At 68.3% G+C, this 20,519-nt stretch carries 24 protein-coding genes; all 24 read left to right on the plus strand.

Annotation, left to right across the window (positions count from 1 at the left end):
- Nucleotides 1-133: 133 nt before the first annotated feature.
- The 24 genes from DEI88_RS01440 (at nucleotide 134) to rpsC (ending at nucleotide 20,519) form a co-directional block, all read left to right on the plus strand.
- On the plus strand, nucleotides 134-634 hold the full coding sequence (locus tag DEI88_RS01440; protein WP_284183582.1) for a type II secretion system protein: 501 nt from the start codon (nucleotides 134-136) through the stop codon (nucleotides 632-634).
- A gap of 95 nt (nucleotides 635-729) precedes the next feature.
- On the plus strand, nucleotides 730-2,142 hold the full coding sequence (locus DEI88_RS01445) for a prepilin-type N-terminal cleavage/methylation domain-containing protein (RefSeq protein ID WP_111072183.1): 1,413 nt from the start codon (nucleotides 730-732) through the stop codon (nucleotides 2,140-2,142).
- Nucleotides 2,139-2,831 carry a PilW family protein gene (locus tag DEI88_RS01450; protein WP_181441240.1) on the plus strand — a complete coding sequence of 231 codons (693 nt, stop codon included), beginning with the start codon at nucleotides 2,139-2,141 and terminating at the stop codon, nucleotides 2,829-2,831. The genes DEI88_RS01445 and DEI88_RS01450 overlap by 4 nt, the downstream gene beginning before the upstream one ends.
- Nucleotides 2,828-4,687 (plus strand): hypothetical protein, encoded by a 1,860-nt coding sequence (locus DEI88_RS01455; protein ID WP_111072184.1) that lies wholly within the window; start codon nucleotides 2,828-2,830, stop codon nucleotides 4,685-4,687. The genes DEI88_RS01450 and DEI88_RS01455 overlap by 4 nt, the downstream gene beginning before the upstream one ends.
- Nucleotides 4,684-5,523 carry a prepilin peptidase gene (locus DEI88_RS01460; RefSeq protein WP_111072214.1) on the plus strand — a complete coding sequence of 280 codons (840 nt, stop codon included), beginning with the start codon at nucleotides 4,684-4,686 and terminating at the stop codon, nucleotides 5,521-5,523. Before DEI88_RS01455 ends, DEI88_RS01460 begins: the two co-directional genes overlap by 4 nt.
- A gap of 27 nt (nucleotides 5,524-5,550) precedes the next feature.
- A complete protein-coding gene (gene pilM / locus DEI88_RS01465) occupies nucleotides 5,551-6,603 on the plus strand; it encodes a type IV pilus assembly protein PilM (protein WP_111009871.1) in 1,053 nt (350 codons plus the stop codon).
- Complete coding sequence (locus DEI88_RS01470; RefSeq protein WP_111012121.1) at nucleotides 6,600-7,400, plus strand: hypothetical protein; 801 nt, start codon at nucleotides 6,600-6,602, stop codon at nucleotides 7,398-7,400. Before pilM ends, DEI88_RS01470 begins: the two co-directional genes overlap by 4 nt.
- Nucleotides 7,397-8,167, plus strand: a complete 771-nt coding sequence (locus tag DEI88_RS01475; RefSeq protein ID WP_111072185.1) for a hypothetical protein — start codon at nucleotides 7,397-7,399, stop codon at nucleotides 8,165-8,167. The genes DEI88_RS01470 and DEI88_RS01475 overlap by 4 nt, the downstream gene beginning before the upstream one ends.
- A gap of 49 nt (nucleotides 8,168-8,216) precedes the next feature.
- Entirely contained in the window at nucleotides 8,217-8,672 is a 456-nt protein-coding gene (locus tag DEI88_RS01480) for a DUF6121 family protein (RefSeq protein WP_111072186.1), read from the plus strand.
- On the plus strand, nucleotides 8,669-8,926 hold the full coding sequence (locus DEI88_RS01485; RefSeq protein ID WP_146246073.1) for a hypothetical protein: 258 nt from the start codon (nucleotides 8,669-8,671) through the stop codon (nucleotides 8,924-8,926). The genes DEI88_RS01480 and DEI88_RS01485 overlap by 4 nt, the downstream gene beginning before the upstream one ends.
- A 285-nt stretch (nucleotides 8,927-9,211) precedes the next feature.
- Complete coding sequence (rpsL, locus tag DEI88_RS01490; RefSeq protein WP_111009864.1) at nucleotides 9,212-9,580, plus strand: 30S ribosomal protein S12; 369 nt, start codon at nucleotides 9,212-9,214, stop codon at nucleotides 9,578-9,580.
- Nucleotides 9,581-9,585: 5 nt separating this feature from the next.
- Complete coding sequence (gene rpsG, locus DEI88_RS01495; protein ID WP_111009862.1) at nucleotides 9,586-10,056, plus strand: 30S ribosomal protein S7; 471 nt, start codon at nucleotides 9,586-9,588, stop codon at nucleotides 10,054-10,056.
- 88 nt (nucleotides 10,057-10,144) lie between these two features.
- Nucleotides 10,145-12,259, plus strand: coding sequence for an elongation factor G (gene fusA, locus DEI88_RS01500; protein ID WP_111012125.1), 2,115 nt, complete (start codon nucleotides 10,145-10,147; stop codon nucleotides 12,257-12,259).
- 137 nt (nucleotides 12,260-12,396) lie between these two features.
- Nucleotides 12,397-13,587: an elongation factor Tu gene (gene tuf, locus DEI88_RS01505; RefSeq protein WP_111009858.1), complete on the plus strand. Its 1,191-nt coding sequence runs from the start codon at nucleotides 12,397-12,399 to the stop codon at nucleotides 13,585-13,587.
- Between the two features lie 254 nt (nucleotides 13,588-13,841).
- Nucleotides 13,842-14,819, plus strand: coding sequence for a DNA topoisomerase IB (locus DEI88_RS01510; protein ID WP_111009909.1), 978 nt, complete (start codon nucleotides 13,842-13,844; stop codon nucleotides 14,817-14,819).
- Nucleotides 14,820-14,876: 57 nt separating this feature from the next.
- Complete coding sequence (locus tag DEI88_RS01515; RefSeq protein WP_111072188.1) at nucleotides 14,877-15,689, plus strand: DarT ssDNA thymidine ADP-ribosyltransferase family protein; 813 nt, start codon at nucleotides 14,877-14,879, stop codon at nucleotides 15,687-15,689.
- Nucleotides 15,690-16,213: 524 nt separating this feature from the next.
- A complete protein-coding gene (rpsJ, locus tag DEI88_RS01520; protein WP_111009854.1) occupies nucleotides 16,214-16,522 on the plus strand; it encodes a 30S ribosomal protein S10 in 309 nt (102 codons plus the stop codon).
- Nucleotides 16,523-16,535: 13 nt separating this feature from the next.
- Nucleotides 16,536-17,189, plus strand: a complete 654-nt coding sequence (gene rplC / locus DEI88_RS01525; RefSeq protein WP_111009852.1) for a 50S ribosomal protein L3 — start codon at nucleotides 16,536-16,538, stop codon at nucleotides 17,187-17,189.
- Between the two features lie 2 nt (nucleotides 17,190-17,191).
- Nucleotides 17,192-17,851, plus strand: a complete 660-nt coding sequence (rplD, locus tag DEI88_RS01530; protein WP_111012127.1) for a 50S ribosomal protein L4 — start codon at nucleotides 17,192-17,194, stop codon at nucleotides 17,849-17,851.
- Nucleotides 17,848-18,147 (plus strand): 50S ribosomal protein L23, encoded by a 300-nt coding sequence (gene rplW / locus DEI88_RS01535; RefSeq protein WP_111009849.1) that lies wholly within the window; start codon nucleotides 17,848-17,850, stop codon nucleotides 18,145-18,147. The genes rplD and rplW overlap by 4 nt, the downstream gene beginning before the upstream one ends.
- Before the next feature lie 19 nt (nucleotides 18,148-18,166).
- A complete protein-coding gene (rplB, locus tag DEI88_RS01540; protein ID WP_111009847.1) occupies nucleotides 18,167-19,006 on the plus strand; it encodes a 50S ribosomal protein L2 in 840 nt (279 codons plus the stop codon).
- 12 nt (nucleotides 19,007-19,018) lie between these two features.
- Nucleotides 19,019-19,300: a 30S ribosomal protein S19 gene (rpsS, locus tag DEI88_RS01545; RefSeq protein ID WP_111009845.1), complete on the plus strand. Its 282-nt coding sequence runs from the start codon at nucleotides 19,019-19,021 to the stop codon at nucleotides 19,298-19,300.
- 26 nt (nucleotides 19,301-19,326) lie between these two features.
- Nucleotides 19,327-19,719: a 50S ribosomal protein L22 gene (gene rplV, locus DEI88_RS01550; RefSeq protein WP_111009843.1), complete on the plus strand. Its 393-nt coding sequence runs from the start codon at nucleotides 19,327-19,329 to the stop codon at nucleotides 19,717-19,719.
- Nucleotides 19,719-20,519: a 30S ribosomal protein S3 gene (gene rpsC, locus DEI88_RS01555; RefSeq protein ID WP_111009841.1), complete on the plus strand. Its 801-nt coding sequence runs from the start codon at nucleotides 19,719-19,721 to the stop codon at nucleotides 20,517-20,519. The genes rplV and rpsC overlap by 1 nt, the downstream gene beginning before the upstream one ends.

Below are 20,519 nucleotides of genomic sequence, written 5' to 3' on the forward strand. Positions count from 1 at the left end.
GGGCATTTCGCTTGCCCGATCACCCCCGTTCTCGGGATTCTCCCGAGCGAGTGCCCTGAATACGCTGGTCTCCGGCGGCGAGCACACGCCGGATCCAATTCTCCCCTCACATTCCCGAAAGAATGGAAATCTCATGTACTTCCGCCTCATGGGCAAGCTCAACGCTCGCCGGCAGAACCTGCTCGAGGAGAACGAGAAGGGCTTCACCCTGATCGAGCTCCTCGTCGTCGTGATCATCATCGGCATCCTCGCGGCGATCGCGATCCCGGTGTACCTCGGCGTGCAGAAGAACGCGCAGGACAGTGCCACGCAGTCCGACGTGTCGAACGCGAAGACGGCGGTCGTGAGCATTCAGACCGACATGGGCGTCGCCCCTGCTCCGGCCACGCTCGTGACGAGTGGTGCCGTGTCGAGCACCCCTCCCGCTGCTCCCAGCGGAAGCACCGCCACCACCACGCAGAGCTGGTCGAGCGCGGGTGTCACCGGGTCCTCGAACACCACCTCGTTGAAGCTCGTGTCGTCGAGCGGTAGCTCGTTCTGCATCATCGGCCAGAGCGTCAACAGCACCTACTTCTACGCAACTGACTCGAAGGGTGTGACCAAGGCCAGCGGCGCCATCACCGCCTGCCCGTAAGCAGTGCCGATCGAGCCCGTGCGGACTGCTCGTCCGCACGGGCTCGACTTGCTCTCCCGCCCCACCGCATCAGCTCTTCCCGGAAGGACGAGGCAATGCTGCGACACATGCGCCGCGCCCTCGACCGCGCGCTGACCGGCCGCGAGGAGGGCTTCACGGTCATCGAGGTCATGGTCGCGATGATGGTCTTCGCGATCATCAGCGTGGGCCTCGCCTACGGCATCACGAACTCCCTGCAGACCACGCAAGCGAGCCGCGGCCGGGACATGGCCGTGTCGCTCGCGTCGCAGGACATCGACACGATGCGACAGACCGCCGCGGCGACGACGAACGGCATCTTCAGCGTCCTGAGCGCCTCCACCACCAAGAGCATCGGCGGTGTCACGTACACCGTCACGCGCACCGCCAACTGGGTCCAGAGTGACGGTGCCACCGGAGCCTGCGGATCGAGCAACGGCACGTTGGCGTACAAGAGCGTCGCCGAGACGGTCAGCTGGAACAACCCGCATGGCCCCGGCAAGCTGTCGACGACCGTGACCTCGGCCATCGCGCCGTCCGACGCTGTCACCGATCCCGGTGATGGAACGATCATCGTCTCCGTCAGGGACGCTGCTGGCGCGGCGAATGCGGGCGTCAGCGTGTCGGCGGCGCCCGTGAGCGGGGGAACCGGCGCGGCGATCACCACCGCCCCCACCACGACCGACGCGGCGGGCTGCTGGTACGCAACGGACGTGCAGCCGGGCACGTACACGCTGACCGCGAGCACGACCGGGGGGATCGATTCCAACCAGGCTGCGACGTCCACCTGGACCATCCCCGTCATCGCAGGCGCGAGTGCGTATCAACCGGTCTCGTACGACCAAGCCGCGACGATCCCCGTCAACTACGCGCAGACGTACAGCGCGACCATGGCGACGAACATGACGACGACCCTGTCGAGCAACTCCGGCGGCCTCGACACGATGACCCCGTGGTCGACCAGCGCCACCGTGACGTCGTCGACGAAGGTGTCGATGAACGTCTTCCCATTCTCCGACGGCTACCAGATGTACGGGGGGACGTTCAACAGCAGCTCGGGTGCGAGCAGCTGCATCGACACCAACCCGACGAAGTGGACGACCCCGACCTCGGCAGGCGCCGTCGGGACCAGTGTGCCGGTGCCGGTCGTCAGCGTCAGCCCAGGGCAGACCGTGTCGCCTCCGCAGAACGTGGCACTCGGCGTCATCCAGGTGTCGGTCGCGAGCGGCTCGTACCTCAGGGCGACGACGGCGTCGAGAACCACCGCCGACGATCCCGGGTGCTCGGCCGGCATGACGCTGAACTTCCCGAAGACCACGAGTTCGACCGCAACGCTCGCGTTGCCCTTCGGGACCTGGTCGATCTCCACGACATCGGGAGCGTCCGGTGCTGTGACCGGCACCGTCGCTGGCGCGAACATCAAGAACGTCACGCCCGGTTCGGTCACCGGCAACACCGTGCTCGTCGACCCGCGAGGACAGACGAAGTGATCGGCGACATCCGGCAGCTCCACCGCGGTCAGCGCGGCATCACCCTGATCGAGCTCATCGTCGCCATGTCCGTCTCGATGATCGTCCTCACCGCGGTCGGCGGCTTCTTCGCCGCATCGCTGCACGCGAGCAAGACGGGCAGCACGGCCGAGACGAACACGCGGCAGGCGTCCAACGTCATGAACGCGCTGACCCAGTACATCCACGCCGCGACGGTCCTGCCGAAGCCGGACGGCACGTACGCGAACGCGATCACCACCGCAACGGCGACAGACCTCGCCTTCTACTCGTACGTCAACCTGACGAACGGCACGGTGGACCAGCCGGAGTACGTCGAGTTCAAGATCGACACCGCGACGGGCAACCTGGTCGAGAAGCAGTGGGACGGCTCGGCCGATACCAAGGGCTACTACAGCTTCACGACCACCGGCGCGGCCGCACGGACGGTGACGCTGGGGGGTCCCGTCGCGTCGCCGACGAGCGACGGCACAGACCTCTTCACGTACCTCGACGCGAGCGGTGCGAAGATCGCGAATCCGATGGCGAACCCCAGTGCGGTCCGCGCGATCCAGGTGAACCTCGAGCTCGGCTCCACCAAGGCCGGCACCGCCTCGAACACCCACATCCAGAACACCCTGTACCTGTTCAACGTCGGGTACAGCACGAGCACTGCGAGCCCGGCACCATGATGAACCGCATCGTCCGCGTGATGCGGAGCGTCGACCGCGGTGACGAGCAGGGGTTCGTCCTCGCCAACGTCATCATCTTCGGCATGATCGTCACGATGATCGTCGCCGCGATGGTCGCGCTCTCGACGGCCGGGTCGCTCAAGTCCGGGAACGACCGCAACTACCAGAACGCGGCGGCGGCAGCGTACGCGGGGCTCGCCGACTACCAGGCGAAGATCTCGAACGACAACGGCTACGCGACGTACGGCAACAAGGACGCGCAGTTCAGCAAGGACAGCGGCTCGGTGTTCCAGGGCGACAACGGCAACGTCGCGTTCACGAGCAGCGGTTCGACGTGGGCTCCGGTGGTCGGAACGACCGACGAGTTCTTCCGCTACGAGGTCGACAACTCGAAGTACGCGTCGCAGGGCTTCCTCCGCGTCCGGGTGACGGGCAAGAGCGGGACGAAGACCCGGTCGCTCGTGGCGGACCTCCGCGGCGACGGCTTCATCAACTACCTGTACTTCACGCAGTACGAGTCAGCGGACAACGACATCACGGGCGACAACTGCACGAACGACTACCAGTGGCAGGCGACGAGCAGGACCTGCGACCCCGTGCAGTTCGCCAGTGGCGACGTGCTCAACGGTGCCATCCGCTCCGACGACGACTTCACCGCCTGCGGGTCGACGTTCAACTCCTCCGTCGAGGACCACAGCGGCAAGGTCCTCGCGCCGAGCGGTTGCACGACGACGCCCAAGTACAACGGCGGCCAGCCGAGCGCCGCCGCCTACCTCGGTTTGCCGTCGCTCAACACGAACATGGCCCAGGAGGCCCGGACGGACCTCCCGACGACCGTCCCGCGCCCCGGGTGCCTGTACACCGGACCGACGAAGGTGCAGTTCAACAGCGGCGGCACCATGACGATCTGGTCCCCGTGGACGCGGTTCACGCAGGTGACCGCGACGAGCCACTCCTCGGACACGGCAGCAGCGGATGCACTGTGTGGCAGCAGCGCCGCGCTCCAGAGCGCGAGCGGTGCGACGATCCCGACGCTCCCGACGAACCTCATGTACGTGCAGGGCGTGCCCACCACGAAGTCCGACCCGAACTACTGGGGCTCGTCGTACCCGCAGCGCTACACCAACACGTACTGCACGACCAAGGTGACCGTCAGCGGCAACTCGGTCAGCTACAGCGACAACCAGACGTTCAGCAACGGGGTCGGCTACCCGACGTCGAACGAGTGGATCGGTACCGACTCGACACCCGGGACGGCGTCGTCCGTCTACAGCTGCACCGCCGGCGACGTCTTCGTCAGCGGCACGTTCTCGGGGCACATGACGATCGCATCGGCGGGCACGGTCTGGGTGACCGGTGACATCACATACACCGACCCGAACGACGACATCCTCGGCCTGGTCGGACAGAACGCGGTCGAGGTCTACAACCCGATGACGTGCTGGAACTACCAGTCGGTCTACTACCAGGGCTACGGCAACTACGTCACGTGCCGCAACGTCCAGCTCGTCCGATCCGCTGGCACCAACCTGACGATCGACGCGGCCATCGCCAGCAACAACGGAACGTTCTACGTGCAGAACTACGACCAGGGGAGCGCGCTCGGCACCCTGACGGTGAAGGGCTCGATCGCCCAGAAGTACCGCGGCACGGTCGCGACCTCGAACAGCGGCAACGGCAAGGTGAGCACCGGCTTCACGAAGAACTACATCTACGACAACCGGCTGCTCACGACCGCACCGCCGAAGTTCCTGCAGCCCGTGTCGACGTCCTACGGCGTCACGACGCAGGTCGAGGTCCAGCCGGCCTACAACCCGGACGGCTCGTGCGCGACGACCGGGGGGAAGTGCCGATGACGACCGCGCTCGACCTCGGCCCGCTCGTCGCGACCCTCGGCGGGGTGTTCGGGCTGCTCATCGGCTCGTTCCTCAACGTCGTCGTGTACCGGGTGCCGGCGCACGTGTCGATCGTGTCGCCGCCGAGCGCGTGCCCGCGGTGCGACCATCCGATCCGCGGGTACGACAACGTCCCGGTGCTCTCGTGGCTCGTCCTGCGCGGCAGGTGTCGCGACTGCGGCGCGCCCATCTCGTCGCGGTACCCGCTCGTCGAGTTCGCCACGGGCCTCCTGTTCGTCGTGGTGGCGCTCCGGTTCTGGCCGGCGACCACCGCGGGGGACCGGGTGCTCGCCGCGCACGTCGTCCTGCTGCTGGCGTTCCTCTACCTCATGGCGATCAGCGTGGCCCTGGCTCTGATCGACGTCGACACGCACACGTTGCCGAACGCCATCACCTACCCGTCGTCCGTCGTGCTCGCGGTGCTCCTGGCCGGTGCATCGGCACTGTCGGGCGACTGGGCGGCGTTCGTGCGGGGCGTCATCGGTGCCGCTGCGCTCGGGGTCCTGTACCTCGTGCTCGCCATCGCGGTGCCCGGCGGCATGGGGCTCGGCGACGTCAAACTCGCCGGGATCCTGGGCCTCGCGCTCGCGTACCTCGGATGGGGACCCCTCGCAGTGGGTGCTTTCGGCGCCTTCCTCGTCGGGGGTATCTTCGCGCTCGTCCTCGTCGCCGCGCGCCGAGCGAAGTGGCGCGGAGGGATCCCCTTCGGCCCGTCCATGCTCACCGGAGCCTGGATCGGCGTCCTCGTCGGCGCGCCCGCGTCGCACGCCTACCTGCACCTCATCGGTCTGGCCTGAGCGCCGCCCCCTACGGAGAACACACCCATGGCGAAGAGCATCGTCGGCCTGGACATCGCGGCCGCCTCGATCCGCGCGGTCGAGGTCGCCTCGGCCGACCGCGGCCGTCCGACCGTCGTCCGGTTCGCCGAGGTCCCCACGCCGGAAGGATCGGTGAGCCGGGGTGAGGTCCTCGAGGCGAACACGGTGGCCGGCGCGTTGAAGCAGTTGTGGTCCCTCGGCAAGTTCCGCTCCCGGGACGTCGTGCTCGGCATGGGGAACCAGCGTGTGCTGTCGCGTGACCTGACCGTGCCGCTCGCGCCCATCGAGCAGATCCGCGAGTCGTTGCCGTTCCAGGTCCAGGACATGCTTCCCGTGCCGGTCATCGACGCGATCCTCGACTTCTATCCGACGTCCGAGGGGATGGGGGAGAACGGACCGGTCGTCCGGGGTCTGCTCATCGCCGCGATCAAGGACGCCGTGCTGGCGAACGTCAAGGCAGTGCAACTCGCGGGCCTGAACCCGGCGGGCGTCGACCTGATCCCGTTCGCCTTGACCCGCGCACTCGTCTCACGACCGGGTCTGGTCGGGACGGTGGCGCTCATCGAGATCGGTGCCGACACGACGAGCGTCGTCATCGCGACGGACGGCGTCCCGCAGTTCGTGCGCATCATCCCAGCGGGCGGTGCCGACGTCACACGCGCCCTCAGCGGACAGCTCGACATCGCGGCGGACGACGCCGAGGCGGTCAAGCGCCACCTCGGGATCGCGGCCGTCGCCCAGACCGCGGACGACCGTCGCGCGATCGCGGTCACGCACGAGACGATCACCGAGGTCCTCGCGAGCCTCCGCAACACGATCAACTACTTCGTCAACACCCACCCGGACCAGCCGGTCGGCCACATCCTCATCGCAGGCGGAGGCGCGCGGATGCGCGGCTTCCGGGAGGCACTCGCCGACTACACCCGGATCCCCGTGTCGTACGGGCAGGCGTTCGGCGGAGTGGCGCTCGCCGGATCGATCTCGGAGCAGGACGTCGCAGAGCGCGGCGACGCGATCACGGTGGCCTTCGGGCTCGCCGTCGGAAGCAGGGCAGCATGAGCAAGGTCGAGGCGGACATCCGCAAGGAGCAGAAGCAGCGCACCTCGGTGATCGGCGGCGCCAAGGCGCCGCGCACCGGCAAGCAGTCCCGGGTCAAGGGCGGTACCGCGACGACGGGAGGCTCGGCGGCGCCGGCGACGCGGGCGGCGGTCGCGTCCTCCCTCGTCGGCCGAGAGCCCCGTGTCGACCTCCTGCCCACCGAGGTGCACCTCGACCGACGCGAGCGCGCGGTCGCGCGACGCGCGTGGCTCGGTGTCGTCGTGCTCGCCGTCGTGGTGCTGCTCGTCGCGGGCGGAGCGACGGTCGATGCCATCCGGTCGCGAACCGATCTCGCGACCGCTCAGAACGAGACGACCTCACTCCTCCTCGAGCAGCAGAAGTACGCCGAGGTCCGCACGCTCGAGGGGCAGATCGCACTGCTCGAAGCGGGTCAGACCGTCGGCGGATCGACCGAGATCGACTGGTCCTCGATGCTCGGGAACCTCGCGTCGTACCTCCCGAGCGGCGTCACGATCACGAGCATGACGATCACGTCGGCCAACGCGACGGTGCCGTTCGCACAGAGCACGTCGCCGCTCGACGCGTCGCGGGTCGCAGCCATCCAGGTCTCGGTGTCGAGCACGTCCGTGCCGTCGGTACCGGACTGGACCGACCGACTCTCGAAGCTCAAGGGCTACGTCGACTCGTCGATCGCGTCCATCGACCGCGCGTCCGACGGCGACGCGTACACGGCGTCCATCTCGGTCGACCTGGACGAGAAGGCCTACGACGGCAAGTACACGGGGAGCAACCGATGAACAAGCACAAGCTCTCACTCGTCCTCGCGGGCGTCGCCGCGCTCGTGATCATCGTCGGTGGCTGGTTCCTCGGGGTGCAGCCGCAGCTCGCGACCGCGTCCGCGAACGACCTCCAGCGCGAGAGCATCGACGAGACGAACGCCTCGAACCGTGCGGAGCTGACGCGCCTCGAGGAGCAGTACCAGAAGCTCGGCACGATGAAGACGACGTTCGCCGATCTCCAGGAATCGGTCCCTGCGAAGGCCGACACCACGGGCTTCACGCGTGAGATCAACACCGCCGCGACCACGAGCGGCGTCGGGATCTCCTCGGTGCAGTTCGACACCCCCGTCGCGTACGCGCCATCGGCCGCCGCCGAGGCCGGTGCCACCACGACGGGCACGAGCACCGGTTCGCCGACGGCCAGCGCGTCGGCCACCCCGTCACCGAGCGCGACGGCGACGGCGGCCCCCGCGGCCGCGCCAGCGGCGACGCCCGCCCCTGGCGGCCCCACGACCGACTCGTCGATCACGAGTGCGGACTTCACGGTCGTCCCCGTGACGGTCGCGGTGACGGGTTCGTACCAGCAGGCGCTCGCTTTCACCAAGGCCCTGCAGAACGGGTCCCGCCTGTTCCTCGTCGACACCGTCTCACAGTCCCTCTCGGACTCCTCGAGCGGCGGGTCCGGCGGGCAGAACTGGTCGCTCGGTGGCGAGATCTACGTCCTCAAGGCGTCGTCCGCGTCCTCGTCGTCGACCGATGCCACCTCGACACAGGCGGCTGGGTGAACCGAGCGGCGGCCTGACCTCCCCTCGCCCCCGGCACTACGCTCGTCCCATGTCCCGGTGGCTCCTCGCGACGATGACGACGGTGCTGTTCTTCGCGCTCGTCATCGCGGTCACGGGGTTCGAGAGCCTGTTCTCCGGCCTCGAGGTCATCCGCCAACCCGACGCCACCCCGTACCTCGGCCCGGCGATGGTGACGGGCGTCGCGATCGTGGTGTTCGCAGGCACGGCGGTGGGCGCGCGGAGCGGCAACCCGGCGATGTCCGGGCTGGTGTGTGCGGCCACGGCGTACCTCGTCATGCTCGGCGTCGGGTCGGTCGGCTACGCGTTGGTCCACGGTGACGCCGCGCAGCTCGTGGTGTTCCCCGCCGGCTACGCGCTCGGCCCCTTCGTCGTGGGCACGGTCGTCATCGCGCTCGTGGTCGTGATCGCGGCGGTGCTCCTGGCCCGCCACGAGGACCGCCGCCGCCAGAAGGGCGGGCCCGGCTTCCGTACCGGGCGGTCGTGATGACCGAGGAGGCCGACGACGCCGCCCACACCGTCCCTCCCGTCCCGGTCCCCGGTGCCATGACGGCCGCTCCGGTCGGCCTCGCCCGGGAGCGCTCGTTCTCGGCGACGTTCGCGAATCCGGCCGGACCGGGCATCGCGAGTGCGTGTCCGGTCGCGTTCCCCGCGGACGGTGTCGTCACGGGCTGCACGGACGCGGGAGCGGTGTGCCGACCGACGGTGACGAACGGCACCGACGCGGGCACGGCCTCCTGAGCGGGATTGACCGCCTCTGTCACGCCGAGTAATCTTGTTCCGGTGTGCGCCGACAGCGGCGTGCCCGGAAGTCCGAACGCTCACGGAGCGGTACAGGACATGTCCGTCCCAGGCGGTACCGCGAGAGCGGTCGCCCGCCGTGGTCCGACGTTGGAATCGTCGGCCCGGTGTCGGGGTTGTACGGGAAGCGACACGGATCACCGTGTCGGGCGCCGTCCGGCCGCGGGACGAGGAAGCCGACGGATCACGTCGGCCAGGGAATCGAGCAGGAACCAGGAGCAGCAGTTGCCTACGATTCAGCAGCTGGTTCGCAAGGGCCGCGCGCCGAAGGTCGTCAAGACCAAGGCGCCCGCCCTCAAGGCGAACCCCCAGCAGCGTGGTGTGTGCACCCGCGTCTACACCACCACCCCGAAGAAGCCGAACTCGGCACTGCGCAAGGTCGCTCGTGTCAAGCTCTCGAACGGCACCGAGGTCACCGCGTACATCCCCGGTGAGGGCCACAACCTCCAGGAGCACTCGATGGTGCTCGTCCGTGGTGGTCGTGTGAAGGACCTCCCCGGTGTCCGCTACAAGATCGTCCGTGGTGCGCTCGACACCCAGGCCGTCAAGAACCGTAAGCAGGCCCGCAGCCGCTACGGCGCGAAGAAGGGTTGAGATAGATGCCTCGTAAGGGACCCGCCCCCAAGCGCCCCGTCGTCGCCGATCCGGTCTACGGCGCTCCGGTCGTCAGCCAGCTCGTCAACAAGATCCTGCTCGACGGCAAGAAGGGCCTCGCCGAGCGCATCGTCTACGGTGCACTCGAAGGCGTCGCCGCCAAGAACCAGCAGGACGCCGTCGCGACGCTCAAGAAGGCCCTCGACAACGTCCGCCCGACCCTCGAGGTCCGCAGCCGCCGCGTCGGTGGTTCGACCTACCAGGTGCCGGTCGAGGTCAAGCCGCACCGTGCGAACACGCTCGCGCTCCGCTGGCTCACCTCGTACGCCAAGGCTCGTCGCGAGAAGACGATGACCGAGCGTCTCATGAACGAGATCCTCGACGCGTCGAACGGTCTGGGTGCCGCGGTCAAGCGCCGCGAGGACACCCACAAGATGGCCGAGTCGAACAAGGCCTTCGCGCACTACCGCTGGTAACACTCCCGGCCCCATCGGGGGTGCCGGCGACATGATCCCGGCGCCCCCATGGGCGCTGTCGACTCCCACAACTACTCGGAGGAACCCTGTGGCACAGGACGTGCTCACCGACCTGAACAAGGTCCGCAACATCGGCATCATGGCGCACATCGATGCCGGCAAGACCACCACCACCGAGCGCATCCTGTTCTACACGGGCATCACCCACAAGATCGGGGAGGTCCACGACGGGGCCGCCACGATGGACTGGATGGCGCAGGAGCAGGAGCGCGGCATCACGATCACGTCGGCCGCGACGACGTGCTTCTGGAACAAGAACCAGATCAACATCATCGACACGCCTGGTCACGTCGACTTCACCGTCGAGGTGGAGCGTTCGCTCCGCGTCCTCGACGGCGCAGTCGCCGTGTTCGACGGCAAGGAGGGCGTCGAGCCCCAGTCGGAGACCGTCTGGCGTCAGGCCGACAAGTACGACGTGCCCCGCATCTGCTTCGTCAACAAGATGGACAAGCTCGGCGCGGACTTCTACTTCACGGTGGACACGATCATCAACCGCCTCGGCGCGGAGCCGCTCGTGATCCAGCTCCCGATCGGTGCCGAGAGCACGTTCGAGGGTGTCGTGGACCTCGTCGAGATGCGGGCGCTCACCTGGCGCGGTGACGCCAAGGGTGACGTCCAGATGGGCGCGCACTACGAGATCGAGGAGATCCCGGCCGACCTCAAGGACAAGGCCGACGAGTACCGCGCGAAGCTGATCGAGCGCGTCGCCGAGACCGACGACGCCCTGCTCGAGAAGTACTTCGGTGGCGAGGACCTCTCCGTCGACGAGATCAAGGGCGCCATCCGCAAGCTCACGGTCAACAGCGAGGTCTACCCGGTCCTCTGTGGTTCGGCGTTCAAGAACCGCGGTGTGCAGCCGATGCTCGACGCGGTCATCGACTACCTGCCGAGCCCGCTCGACGTTCCGGCGGTCGAGGGCCACGACGTGAAGAACGAGGAGACCATCCTCACCCGTCACGCCGACTCGACCGAGCCCTTCTCCGCCCTCGCGTTCAAGGTCGCGGTGCACCCGTTCTTCGGTCGCCTCACCTACGTCCGCGTGTACTCGGGCTCCATCGAGTCCGGGTCGCAGGTCATCAACTCGACCAAGGGCAAGAAGGAGCGCATCGGCAAGATCTTCCAGATGCACTCCAACAAGGAGAACCCGGTCGACAGCGTGACCGCGGGCCACATCTACGCGGTGATCGGCCTCAAGGACACGACGACCGGTGACACCCTGTGCGACCCGGACAACCAGATCGTCCTCGAGTCGATGACGTTCCCGGAGCCGGTCATCGAGGTCGCGATCGAGCCGAAGACCAAGCAGGACCAGGAGAAGCTCTCCACCGCCATCCAGAAGCTGGCGGAGGAGGACCCGACGTTCCGGGTCGAGCTCAACGCGGAGACCGGTCAGACGGTCATCAAGGGCATGGGCGAGCTCCACCTCGACATCCTCGTCGACCGCATGAAGCGCGAGTTCAAGGTCGAGGCGAACGTCGGCAAGCCGCAGGTCGCGTACCGCGAGACCCTGCGCAAGCCGGTCGAGCGGTACGACTACACCCACAAGAAGCAGACCGGTGGTTCCGGCCAGTTCGCGAAGGTGCAGATCGCGCTCGAGCCGATGGAGGTCACGGCCGAGAAGATCTACGAGTTCGAGAACAAGGTCACGGGTGGCCGCGTTCCGCGCGAGTACATCCCCTCGGTCGACGCCGGCATCCAGGACGCCATGCAGGTCGGCATCCTCGCGGGCTTCCCGACGGTCGGCGTCAAGGCGACCCTCCTCGACGGTGCGGCGCACGACGTCGACTCGTCCGAGATGGCGTTCAAGATCGCCGGTTCGATGGCCTACAAGGAGGCTGCGCGCAAGGCGAACCCCGTCCTGCTCGAGCCGCTCATGGCCGTCGAGGTCCGCACTCCCGAGGAGTACATGGGCGACGTCATCGGTGACCTGAACTCCCGTCGTGGGCAGATCTCGTCGATGGAGGACGCTTCGGGCGTCAAGGTGGTCCGCGCGAGCGTGCCGCTGTCCGAGATGTTCGGCTACGTCGGCGACCTCCGGTCGAAGACGTCGGGCCGCGCCGTCTACTCGATGGTGTTCGACTCCTACGCCGAGGTCCCCCGGGCCGTGGCGGACGAGATCGTGCAGAAGAGCAAGGGGGAGTGACGCCCTCGGCGTGACTCCCCAGGCGAGGGGGTCGGCAGCGGCCCCCTCGCCACCAAGTACAGTAGTTCCACACCAACACGCAGCGCCGCCGGACGTGAACCGGGGGTCCTGCATCCGAGTCCTGAGGAGGACCCACAGTGGCTAAGGCCAAGTTCGAGCGGACCAAGCCGCACGTCAACATCGGAACCATCGGGCACGTCGACCACGGCAAGACGACGCTCACCGCGGCGATCACCAAGGTCCTGCACGACAAGTACCCGGAGCTGAACACGGCCTCGGCGTTCGACCAGATCGACAACGCGCCTGAGGAGAAGCAGCGCGGTATCACGATCAACATCTCGCACGTCGAGTACCAGACCGAGAAGCGCCACTACGCGCACGTCGACGCCCCGGGCCACGCGGACTACGTGAAGAACATGATCACGGGTGCGGCGCAGATGGACGGCGCGATCCTCGTGGTCGCCGCCACCGACGGCCCGATGCCGCAGACGCGTGAGCACGTGCTGCTCGCCCGTCAGGTCGGTGTCCCCTACATCGTCGTGGCCCTCAACAAGGCCGACATGGTGGACGACGAGGAGATCCTGGAGCTCGTCGAGCTCGAGGTCCGCGAGCTCCTCTCGAGCCAGGAGTTCGACGGCGACAACGCCCCGATCGTCCGCGTCTCGGCGCTCCAGGCGCTCGAGGGTGACGAGAAGTGGGCCGCGACGGTCGCCGACCTCATGGACGCCGTCGACGAGAACGTGCCGGACCCGGTGCGCGCCACCGACCAGCCGTTCCTGATGCCGATCGAGGACGTCTTCACGATCACCGGTCGTGGCACCGTCGTCACCGGTCGTGTCGAGCGTGGCACGCTCAAGGTGAACGAGGAGGTCGAGATCGTCGGCATCCGCGCGACGCAGAAGACCACCGTCACGGGCATCGAGATGTTCCGCAAGCTGCTCGACTCCGCCGAGGCCGGTGACAACACGGGTCTGCTCCTCCGCGGCACCAAGCGCGAGGACGTCGAGCGCGGCCAGGTCGTCGTGAAGCCGGGTTCGGTCACGCCGCACACCGAGTTCTCCGCGAACGTCTACATCCTGTCGAAGGACGAGGGTGGTCGTCACAACCCGTTCTACGGGAACTACCGCCCGCAGTTCTACTTCCGCACCACGGACGTCACCGGCGTCATCACGCTGCCCGAGGGCACCGAGATGGTCATGCCCGGCGACACCACCTCCATCACGGTCGAGCTGATCCAGCCGATCGCCATGGAGGAGGGCCTCCGCTTCGCCATCCGTGAGGGTGGTCGTACGGTCGGCGCCGGTACGGTCGAGAAGATCATCAAGTAACTCCGGTTGCTGCGACAAGGGGTCGGACCTTCGGGTCCGGCCCCTTTCGTCGTTCCCGGACGGGACGTGGTGTCCCCGGGCGGGACGTGGCGTCCCCGGGGGCGTGACGTGGCGGTCCCTGGGCGGGACGTGGCGTCCCTGGGCATGATGGGGGGGACGAGGCAGGGCGCGACGTGCGCGAGCCCACCGCGAGCCGGGAGGACCGAGGGCACCTCGGTGGGTCATCGGCGGGGATGCCGGTGTTGACTGGTCGCATGACACGTCTGCGCCGTTCGAGGACGACGGGACGCGGATTCCACCGGGTCCGATCCGGCAAGGGGTTCTCCTACCGCGATCCGGACGGCGGTACCGTCCACGACGCCGACCTCCGCCACCGGTTCGACGAGCTGGTGATCCCGCCCGCGTGGAACGACGTGTGGATCTCGCCGTACGAGAACGGACACATCCTCGCGACGGGCATCGACGGCGCCGGTCGGCGCCAGTACATGTACCACCCGGGTTGGCGCGAGCGGATGGACAAGATCAAGTACGACCGGGCGCTCGCCCTCGCCGAGTCGCTCCCGTCCGCTCGACGGATGGTGACCATGGACCTCCGCCGACCGGACCCGGACCTCCGACGTGCGCAGGCCGCGGCCTTCCGGATGCTCGACCAGGGGTCGCTCCGGGTCGGCTCGGAGCGGTACGCGCTCGAGCACGGGAGCCACGGCCTGTCGACGCTGCTGTGTTCCCACGCGCACATCTCGGGCGACGACATCGAGCTCGGGTTCCCGGGCAAGAGCGGGCAGGAGTGGTCGTCCACCATCCACGACCACGACCTCGCGCGGGTGCTCGTGGGCATGAAGCGTCGGGGCGGGAACGCGCGACTGCTCTCGTTCCGCGACGAGCCCGGTGCCGAGTGGCGTCCGCTGTCGGCCGAGCTCATCAACGAGTACGTCAAGGAGCGCGCCGGCGACGACTTCACGGCGAAGGACTTCCGGACGCTGCACGGTACGGTCGCCGCGGCCGTGGACCTGGCGAAGACGGGGCCCCAGTCGTCCGACGCCAAGCGCAAGAAGGCGATCTCGCATGCGGTGAAGGCTGCGTCCGACGTGCTCGGCAACACCCCGACCGTGGCGCGGCAGAGCTACATCGACCCGCGCGTGATCGACGCGTACAACCACGGCGAGACGATCGATCCCGCCCGGTTGGCCTCTGCGGAGTCCGAGGTCCGCGCGCTGCTCTACCGCGACTGAATGACGTACCGTTGATGCACGTGCCGACCGTTCGGGCGTCGGCACGGAGAGGCCAGCGTGACCGACGAGTGCATCCACGGTTTCCCCGTCGAGCTCTGTGACATCTGCACCCCACGGCAGCGGGCGGAACCGGTCGTCGCACCGACCCGCGCCCCGCGGCGTGCCCGTCCGGTCTCGCTCCGGTCGGACGGTCCGTCGGACGCGCCCCGGGCCTCCCGGAGTGCGACCCGGACCGCGGCCCCGGTGGCGGCGGAGCCCCAGGTCCGCCCGTTCGCGTCGATGCGCGCGCACCACTGGACCCATCGCGACAACCTCGCGGCCATCGTCGCCGAGGGTGCGCTGCTGGCCGCGTCGTCGGTGGTCCCCGAGTTCGACGTCAGCGCGGCGGAGGTCCGCGCGGCCCGAGCGGCCGCGGCCACCCCGGACGGCGGGTCCGTCGCGGACCACGTCCCCTTCGTGCTCACCCCGGAGGCCCTGACCTGGCAGTCGCTGCGCACCGGCGCCGAGGACGACCGGTGGTCCGACGCGGCACGTCGCAGTCGTCCGGTCGACTACGTCATGCTGGTCGTGCCGACCGTCGCGTTCGGGGCGTCGGTCATCGTGACGGATCTCGACGCGGAGGACCCCGCGGCGCGCTCGGCCGTCGGCCCGGAGGCCGCGGGCACGCTGCTCCGACGCGCTTCGCTCCAGAACCCCGAGTTGCAGCGCGTCGAGCTGCTGGCGGGTCCGCGTGTGCCGTTCTCGGCCGTCGCGGTCGTCGGCGTGCCGAACGACCGCGTCCGCGACGACGTCCGCTCGGTCCTGGCGGAGGCCGGCGGCCACGCCCCGCGCGTCGCGGTGTTCCCGCCCTGGTTCCGTCCGACCGTCTGACGTCCGGCGGGCGGTCGCCGGACTCCCGACGGGAGGCCCGTCACCAGGTCGCCCCGGACCGCCCGTCCGCCGCTCCTCGAGCCCCGCGACGGCGTGGATCGCACGCGACACGCCCGGGTTGCACGAGTGCGGAGGACATGCGAGACTTGTCCGGTTCCAAATTCCGCGGACACACGTGTCCGCCGGGTCACTGCCCAGGCAGTGCACAGGCCCCGCCCTCCGGGTGGCTGCGCCTGGGCCGCAGGCAGCAAGAACACCACATCGACTCCACACCTGGAACGCACGGGACACCCGTGTGCTCCGCGGAGGCGATACGGGTCCGACCGGAACGGTCGAAATCCCCCTCCTGCGGAGTGGGTTCTCGACCGGCCCGGGAGGGCAGTTGACAGGAGAACAGCGGTCATGGCCGGCGGGAGTGATCCCGACGGTGACGTGCCGGTGATCTAGGCAAACAGCCTGCCCGACGAGGCAGGCGGCGTCAGGCGGCCCACGCGGTGCGCGGCGCAGAGAGGAACGAGAGAGACATGGCGGGACAGAAGATCCGCATCCGGCTCAAGTCGTACGACCACGAGGTCATCGACACGTCGGCCCGGAAGATCGTCGACACGGTGACCCGTGCCGGTGCGACCGTGGTCGGCCCGGTGCCGCTCCCCACCGAGAAGAACGTGGTCGTCGTGATCCGTTCTCCCCACAAGTACAAGGACTCGCGCGAGCACTTCGAGAAGCGCACGCACAAGCGGGTCATCGACATCATCGACCCGACGCCGAAGGCCGTCGACTCGCTCATGCGTCTCGACCTGCCCGCCGACGTCAACATCGAGATCAAGCTGTAAGGGGGCGACAACGATGGCCATCGCAACCAAAACCGTCAAGGGCCTGCTCGGCAAGAAGCTCGGCATGACCCAGGTGTGGGACGAGAACAACAAGCTCATCCCCGTCACCGTCGTCGAGATCACCCCGAACGTCGTGACCCAGATCCGCACCGCCGAGAAGGACGGCTACCAGGCCGTCCAGATCGCCGCTGGCGCGATCGACCCCCGCAAGGTCAACAAGCCCTCCGCCGGGCACTTCGAGGCCGCCGGTGTCACGCCGCGCCGCCACCTCACGGAGATCCGCACCGCTGACGCCGGCGAGTACGCGCTCGGCCAGGAGCTCGCCGTCGACATGTTCGAGGCCGGCCAGAAGGTCGACGTCGTCGGCACCAGCAAGGGCAAGGGCTTCGCCGGTGTCATGAAGCGCCACAACTTCAAGGGTGTCTCCGCCTCGCACGGTGCGCACCGCAACCACCGCAAGCCCGGCTCGATCGGTGCTTCGTCGACCCCGTCGCGCGTCTTCAAGGGCATGCGCATGGCCGGTCGCATGGGTGGGGAGCGCGTCACCGTCCTCAACCTCACGGTGCACGCCGTGGACGCCGAGAAGAACCTGCTGCTCGTCAAGGGCGCGGTCCCCGGTGCTCGCGGTCGCATCGTCTTCGTCCGCACCGCCGTGAAGGGTAAGTGAGCATGGCCACCACGACTGCAACCACGATCGACGTGCTCGACGCGTCGGGCGCCCAGGCCGGCACGGTCGAGCTCCCCGCCGAGATCTTCGACGTCGAGACCAACGTCCCGCTGATCCACCAGGTCGTCGTCGCGCAGCTCGCCGCCGCGCGTCAGGGCACCCACAAGACCAAGCGCCGCGGCGAGGTCTCCGGTGCCGGCCGCAAGCCCTTCAAGCAGAAGGGCACCGGCCGCGCGCGTCAGGGCTCGATCCGCGCCCCGCAGATGACCGGCGGTGGCATCGTCCACGGACCCGTGCCGCGCGACTACGCGCAGCGCACCCCCAAGAAGATGATCGCCAAGGCGCTGCTCGGTTCGCTCTCGGACCGCGCTCGCGGTGGGCGGATCCACGCGGTCGAGGCCTTCCTCGACGCCGAGGTCCCCTCGACCAAGAGCGTCCGCACGCTCCTCGAGAAGATCGCCCCGTCGAAGCACGTCCTCGTCGTGCTCGAGTCGACGGACGAGGTCGCGCTCAAGAGCGTCCGGAACCTGCCCAACGTCCACGCGCTCACGTACGGCCAGCTGAACGCCTACGACGTCCTCGTGAGCGACGACGTGGTCTTCAGCAAGAGCGCCCTCGACGCCTTCGTCGCGTCGAAGACCGCGAAGGAGAACAACGCATGAGCGGCTTCAACAAGGACCCGCGCGACATCATCATCGCGCCGGTCGTGTCGGAGAAGAGCTACGGCCTCATCGACCAGGGCAAGTACACGTTCCTCGTGGACCCGCGCGCGAACAAGACCGAGATCAAGCTCGCCATCGAGAAGATCTTCGACGTCAAGGTCGCGGGCATCAACACCCTGAACCGTCCGGGGAAGACCCGTCGTACGCGGTTCGGCATCGGCAAGCGCAAGGACACCAAGCGCGCCATCGTCACGCTCAAGTCCGGTTCGATCGACATCTTCACGGCTGTCGGCTGAGGACCGGAAGGGATACATCATGGCTATTCGTAACTACAAGCCCACGACCCCGGGTCGTCGCGGCTCCTCCGTCGCCGACTTCGCCGAGATCACGCGTTCGACCCCGGAGAAGTCGCTCCTGCGTCCGCTCCCGAAGACCGGTGGCCGCAACAGCTCCGGCCGGATCACGACGCGTCACATCGGTGGTGGCCACAAGCGCCAGTACCGGGTCATCGACTTCCGTCGGAACGACAAGGACGGCGTCGACGCCAAGGTCGCGCACATCGAGTACGACCCGAACCGCACCGCGCGCATCGCGCTGCTGCACTTCGTGGACGGCACCAAGCGCTACATCCTCGCGCCGAACCGCCTGAAGCAGGGCGACGTCGTCGAGTCGGGTGCCGGCGCCGACATCAAGCCGGGCAACAACCTGCCGCTCCGCAACATCCCCGTCGGTACGGTCGTGCACGCCATCGAGCTCCGTCCGGGTGGCGGCGCCAAGCTCGCCCGTTCCGCGGGTGCCTCAGTGCGCCTCGTGGCGAAGGACGGCCCCTACGCGCAGCTCCGCCTGCCGTCGGGCGAGGTCCGCAACGTCGACGCCCGCTGCCGCGCGACGATCGGCGAGGTCGGCAACGCCGAGCAGTCGAACATCAACTGGGGCAAGGCCGGCCGCATGCGCTGGAAGGGCGTCCGCCCGACCGTGCGTGGTGTCGCGATGAACCCGATCGACCACCCGCACGGTGGTGGTGAGGGCAAGACCTCCGGTGGTCGCCACCCGGTCAGCCCGTGGGGCCAGCCGGAGGGCCGGACGCGCAAGCCGAACAAGCCGAGCGACCAGCTCATCGTCCGTCGCCGCACCGCCGGTAAGAAGCGCAAGTAGGAGTTGTAGAAGATGCCACGCAGTCTGAAGAAGGGCCCCTTCGTCGACGAGCACCTGCTTCGCAAGGTGGTCGTCCAGAACGAGGCCAACACGAAGAACGTGATCCGCACGTGGTCGCGTCGCTCGATGATCGTTCCGAACATGCTCGGGCACACGATCGCCGTGCACGACGGCCGCAAGCACATCCCGGTGTTCGTCACCGAGTCGATGGTCGGTCACAAGCTCGGCGAGTTCGCGCCGACCCGCACCTTCCGTGGTCACGTGAAGGACGACAAGAAGGGCCGTCGCCGCTAACGCGGGGACGCTGAAGGAGGAACGAAATGGTGGAGTCGATCGCACGCGTGCGACACATCCGCGTCACGCCTCAGAAGGCCCGTCGCGTCATCGAGCTGATCCGCGGCAAGCAGGCCCACGAAGCCCTCGCCATCCTGAAGTTCGCCCCGCAGGGCGCTTCCGAGCCGGTCTACAAGCTGGTCGCCTCGGCGATCGCGAACGCCCGGGTCAAGGCGGACCAGACGAACAGCTTCCTCGACGAGCGCGACCTCTACGTGAGCCGCGTCTTCGTCGACGAGGGCACGACCCTGAAGCGGTTCCAGCCGCGTGCCCAGGGGCGAGCCTTCCGCATCAACAAGCGCACCAGCCACATCACGGTCGTCCTCGCGACGCCGGACGAGGTCGAGGCGGCCGCTACCAGCAAGAAGGCGAGCAAGTAATGGGCCAGAAGGTCAACCCGTACGGCTTCCGTCTCGGGATCACGACGGACCACGTGTCGCACTGGTTCTCGGACAGCACCAAGAAGGGCCAGCGGTACAGCGACTACGTCGCCGAGGACGTCCGCATCCGTCAGATGCTGACGAAGTCCCTCGACCGCGCCGGCGTCGCCCGCATCGAGCTCGAGCGCACCCGTGACCGCGTCCGCGTGGACATCCACACGGCACGTCCTGGCATCGTCATCGGCCGCCGTGGCGCCGAGGCCGAGCGCATCCGCGGCGACCTCGAGAAGCTCACGGGCAAGCAGATCCAGCTGAACATCCTCGAGGTCAAGAACCCCGAGACCGAGGCGCAGCTCGTCGCCCAGGGCATCGCGGAGCAGCTCAGCGCTCGTGTCGCCTTCCGTCGCGCCATGCGCAAGGGCCTCCAGGGCGCCCAGCGCGCTGGCGCCAAGGGCGTCCGGATCCAGGTGTCGGGTCGTCTCGGCGGCGCCGAGATGAGCCGTTCGGAGTTCTACCGCGAGGGCCGCGTGCCCCTGCACACGCTCCGCGCCAACATCGACTACGGCTTCTACGAGGCCCGCACGACCTTCGGTCGGATCGGTGTGAAGGTCTGGATCTACAAGGGCGACATCACCAACAAGGAGCTCGCTCGCGAGCAGGCGAACCAGCGTTCGTCGCGCCCCGAGCGTCGTGACGGCGGCCGTGGCGGTCGTGGCGGCCGTGACGGCGCCCCCCGCGGCGACCGTCGCGAGCAGCAGGCTCCGCAGGAGGCGCCGGCCGGCGCAGGAGTTGAGGCGTAA

The sequence above is a fragment of the Curtobacterium sp. MCBD17_003 genome, from assembly GCF_003234885.2.
Lineage (GTDB): Bacteria > Actinomycetota > Actinomycetes > Actinomycetales > Microbacteriaceae > Curtobacterium.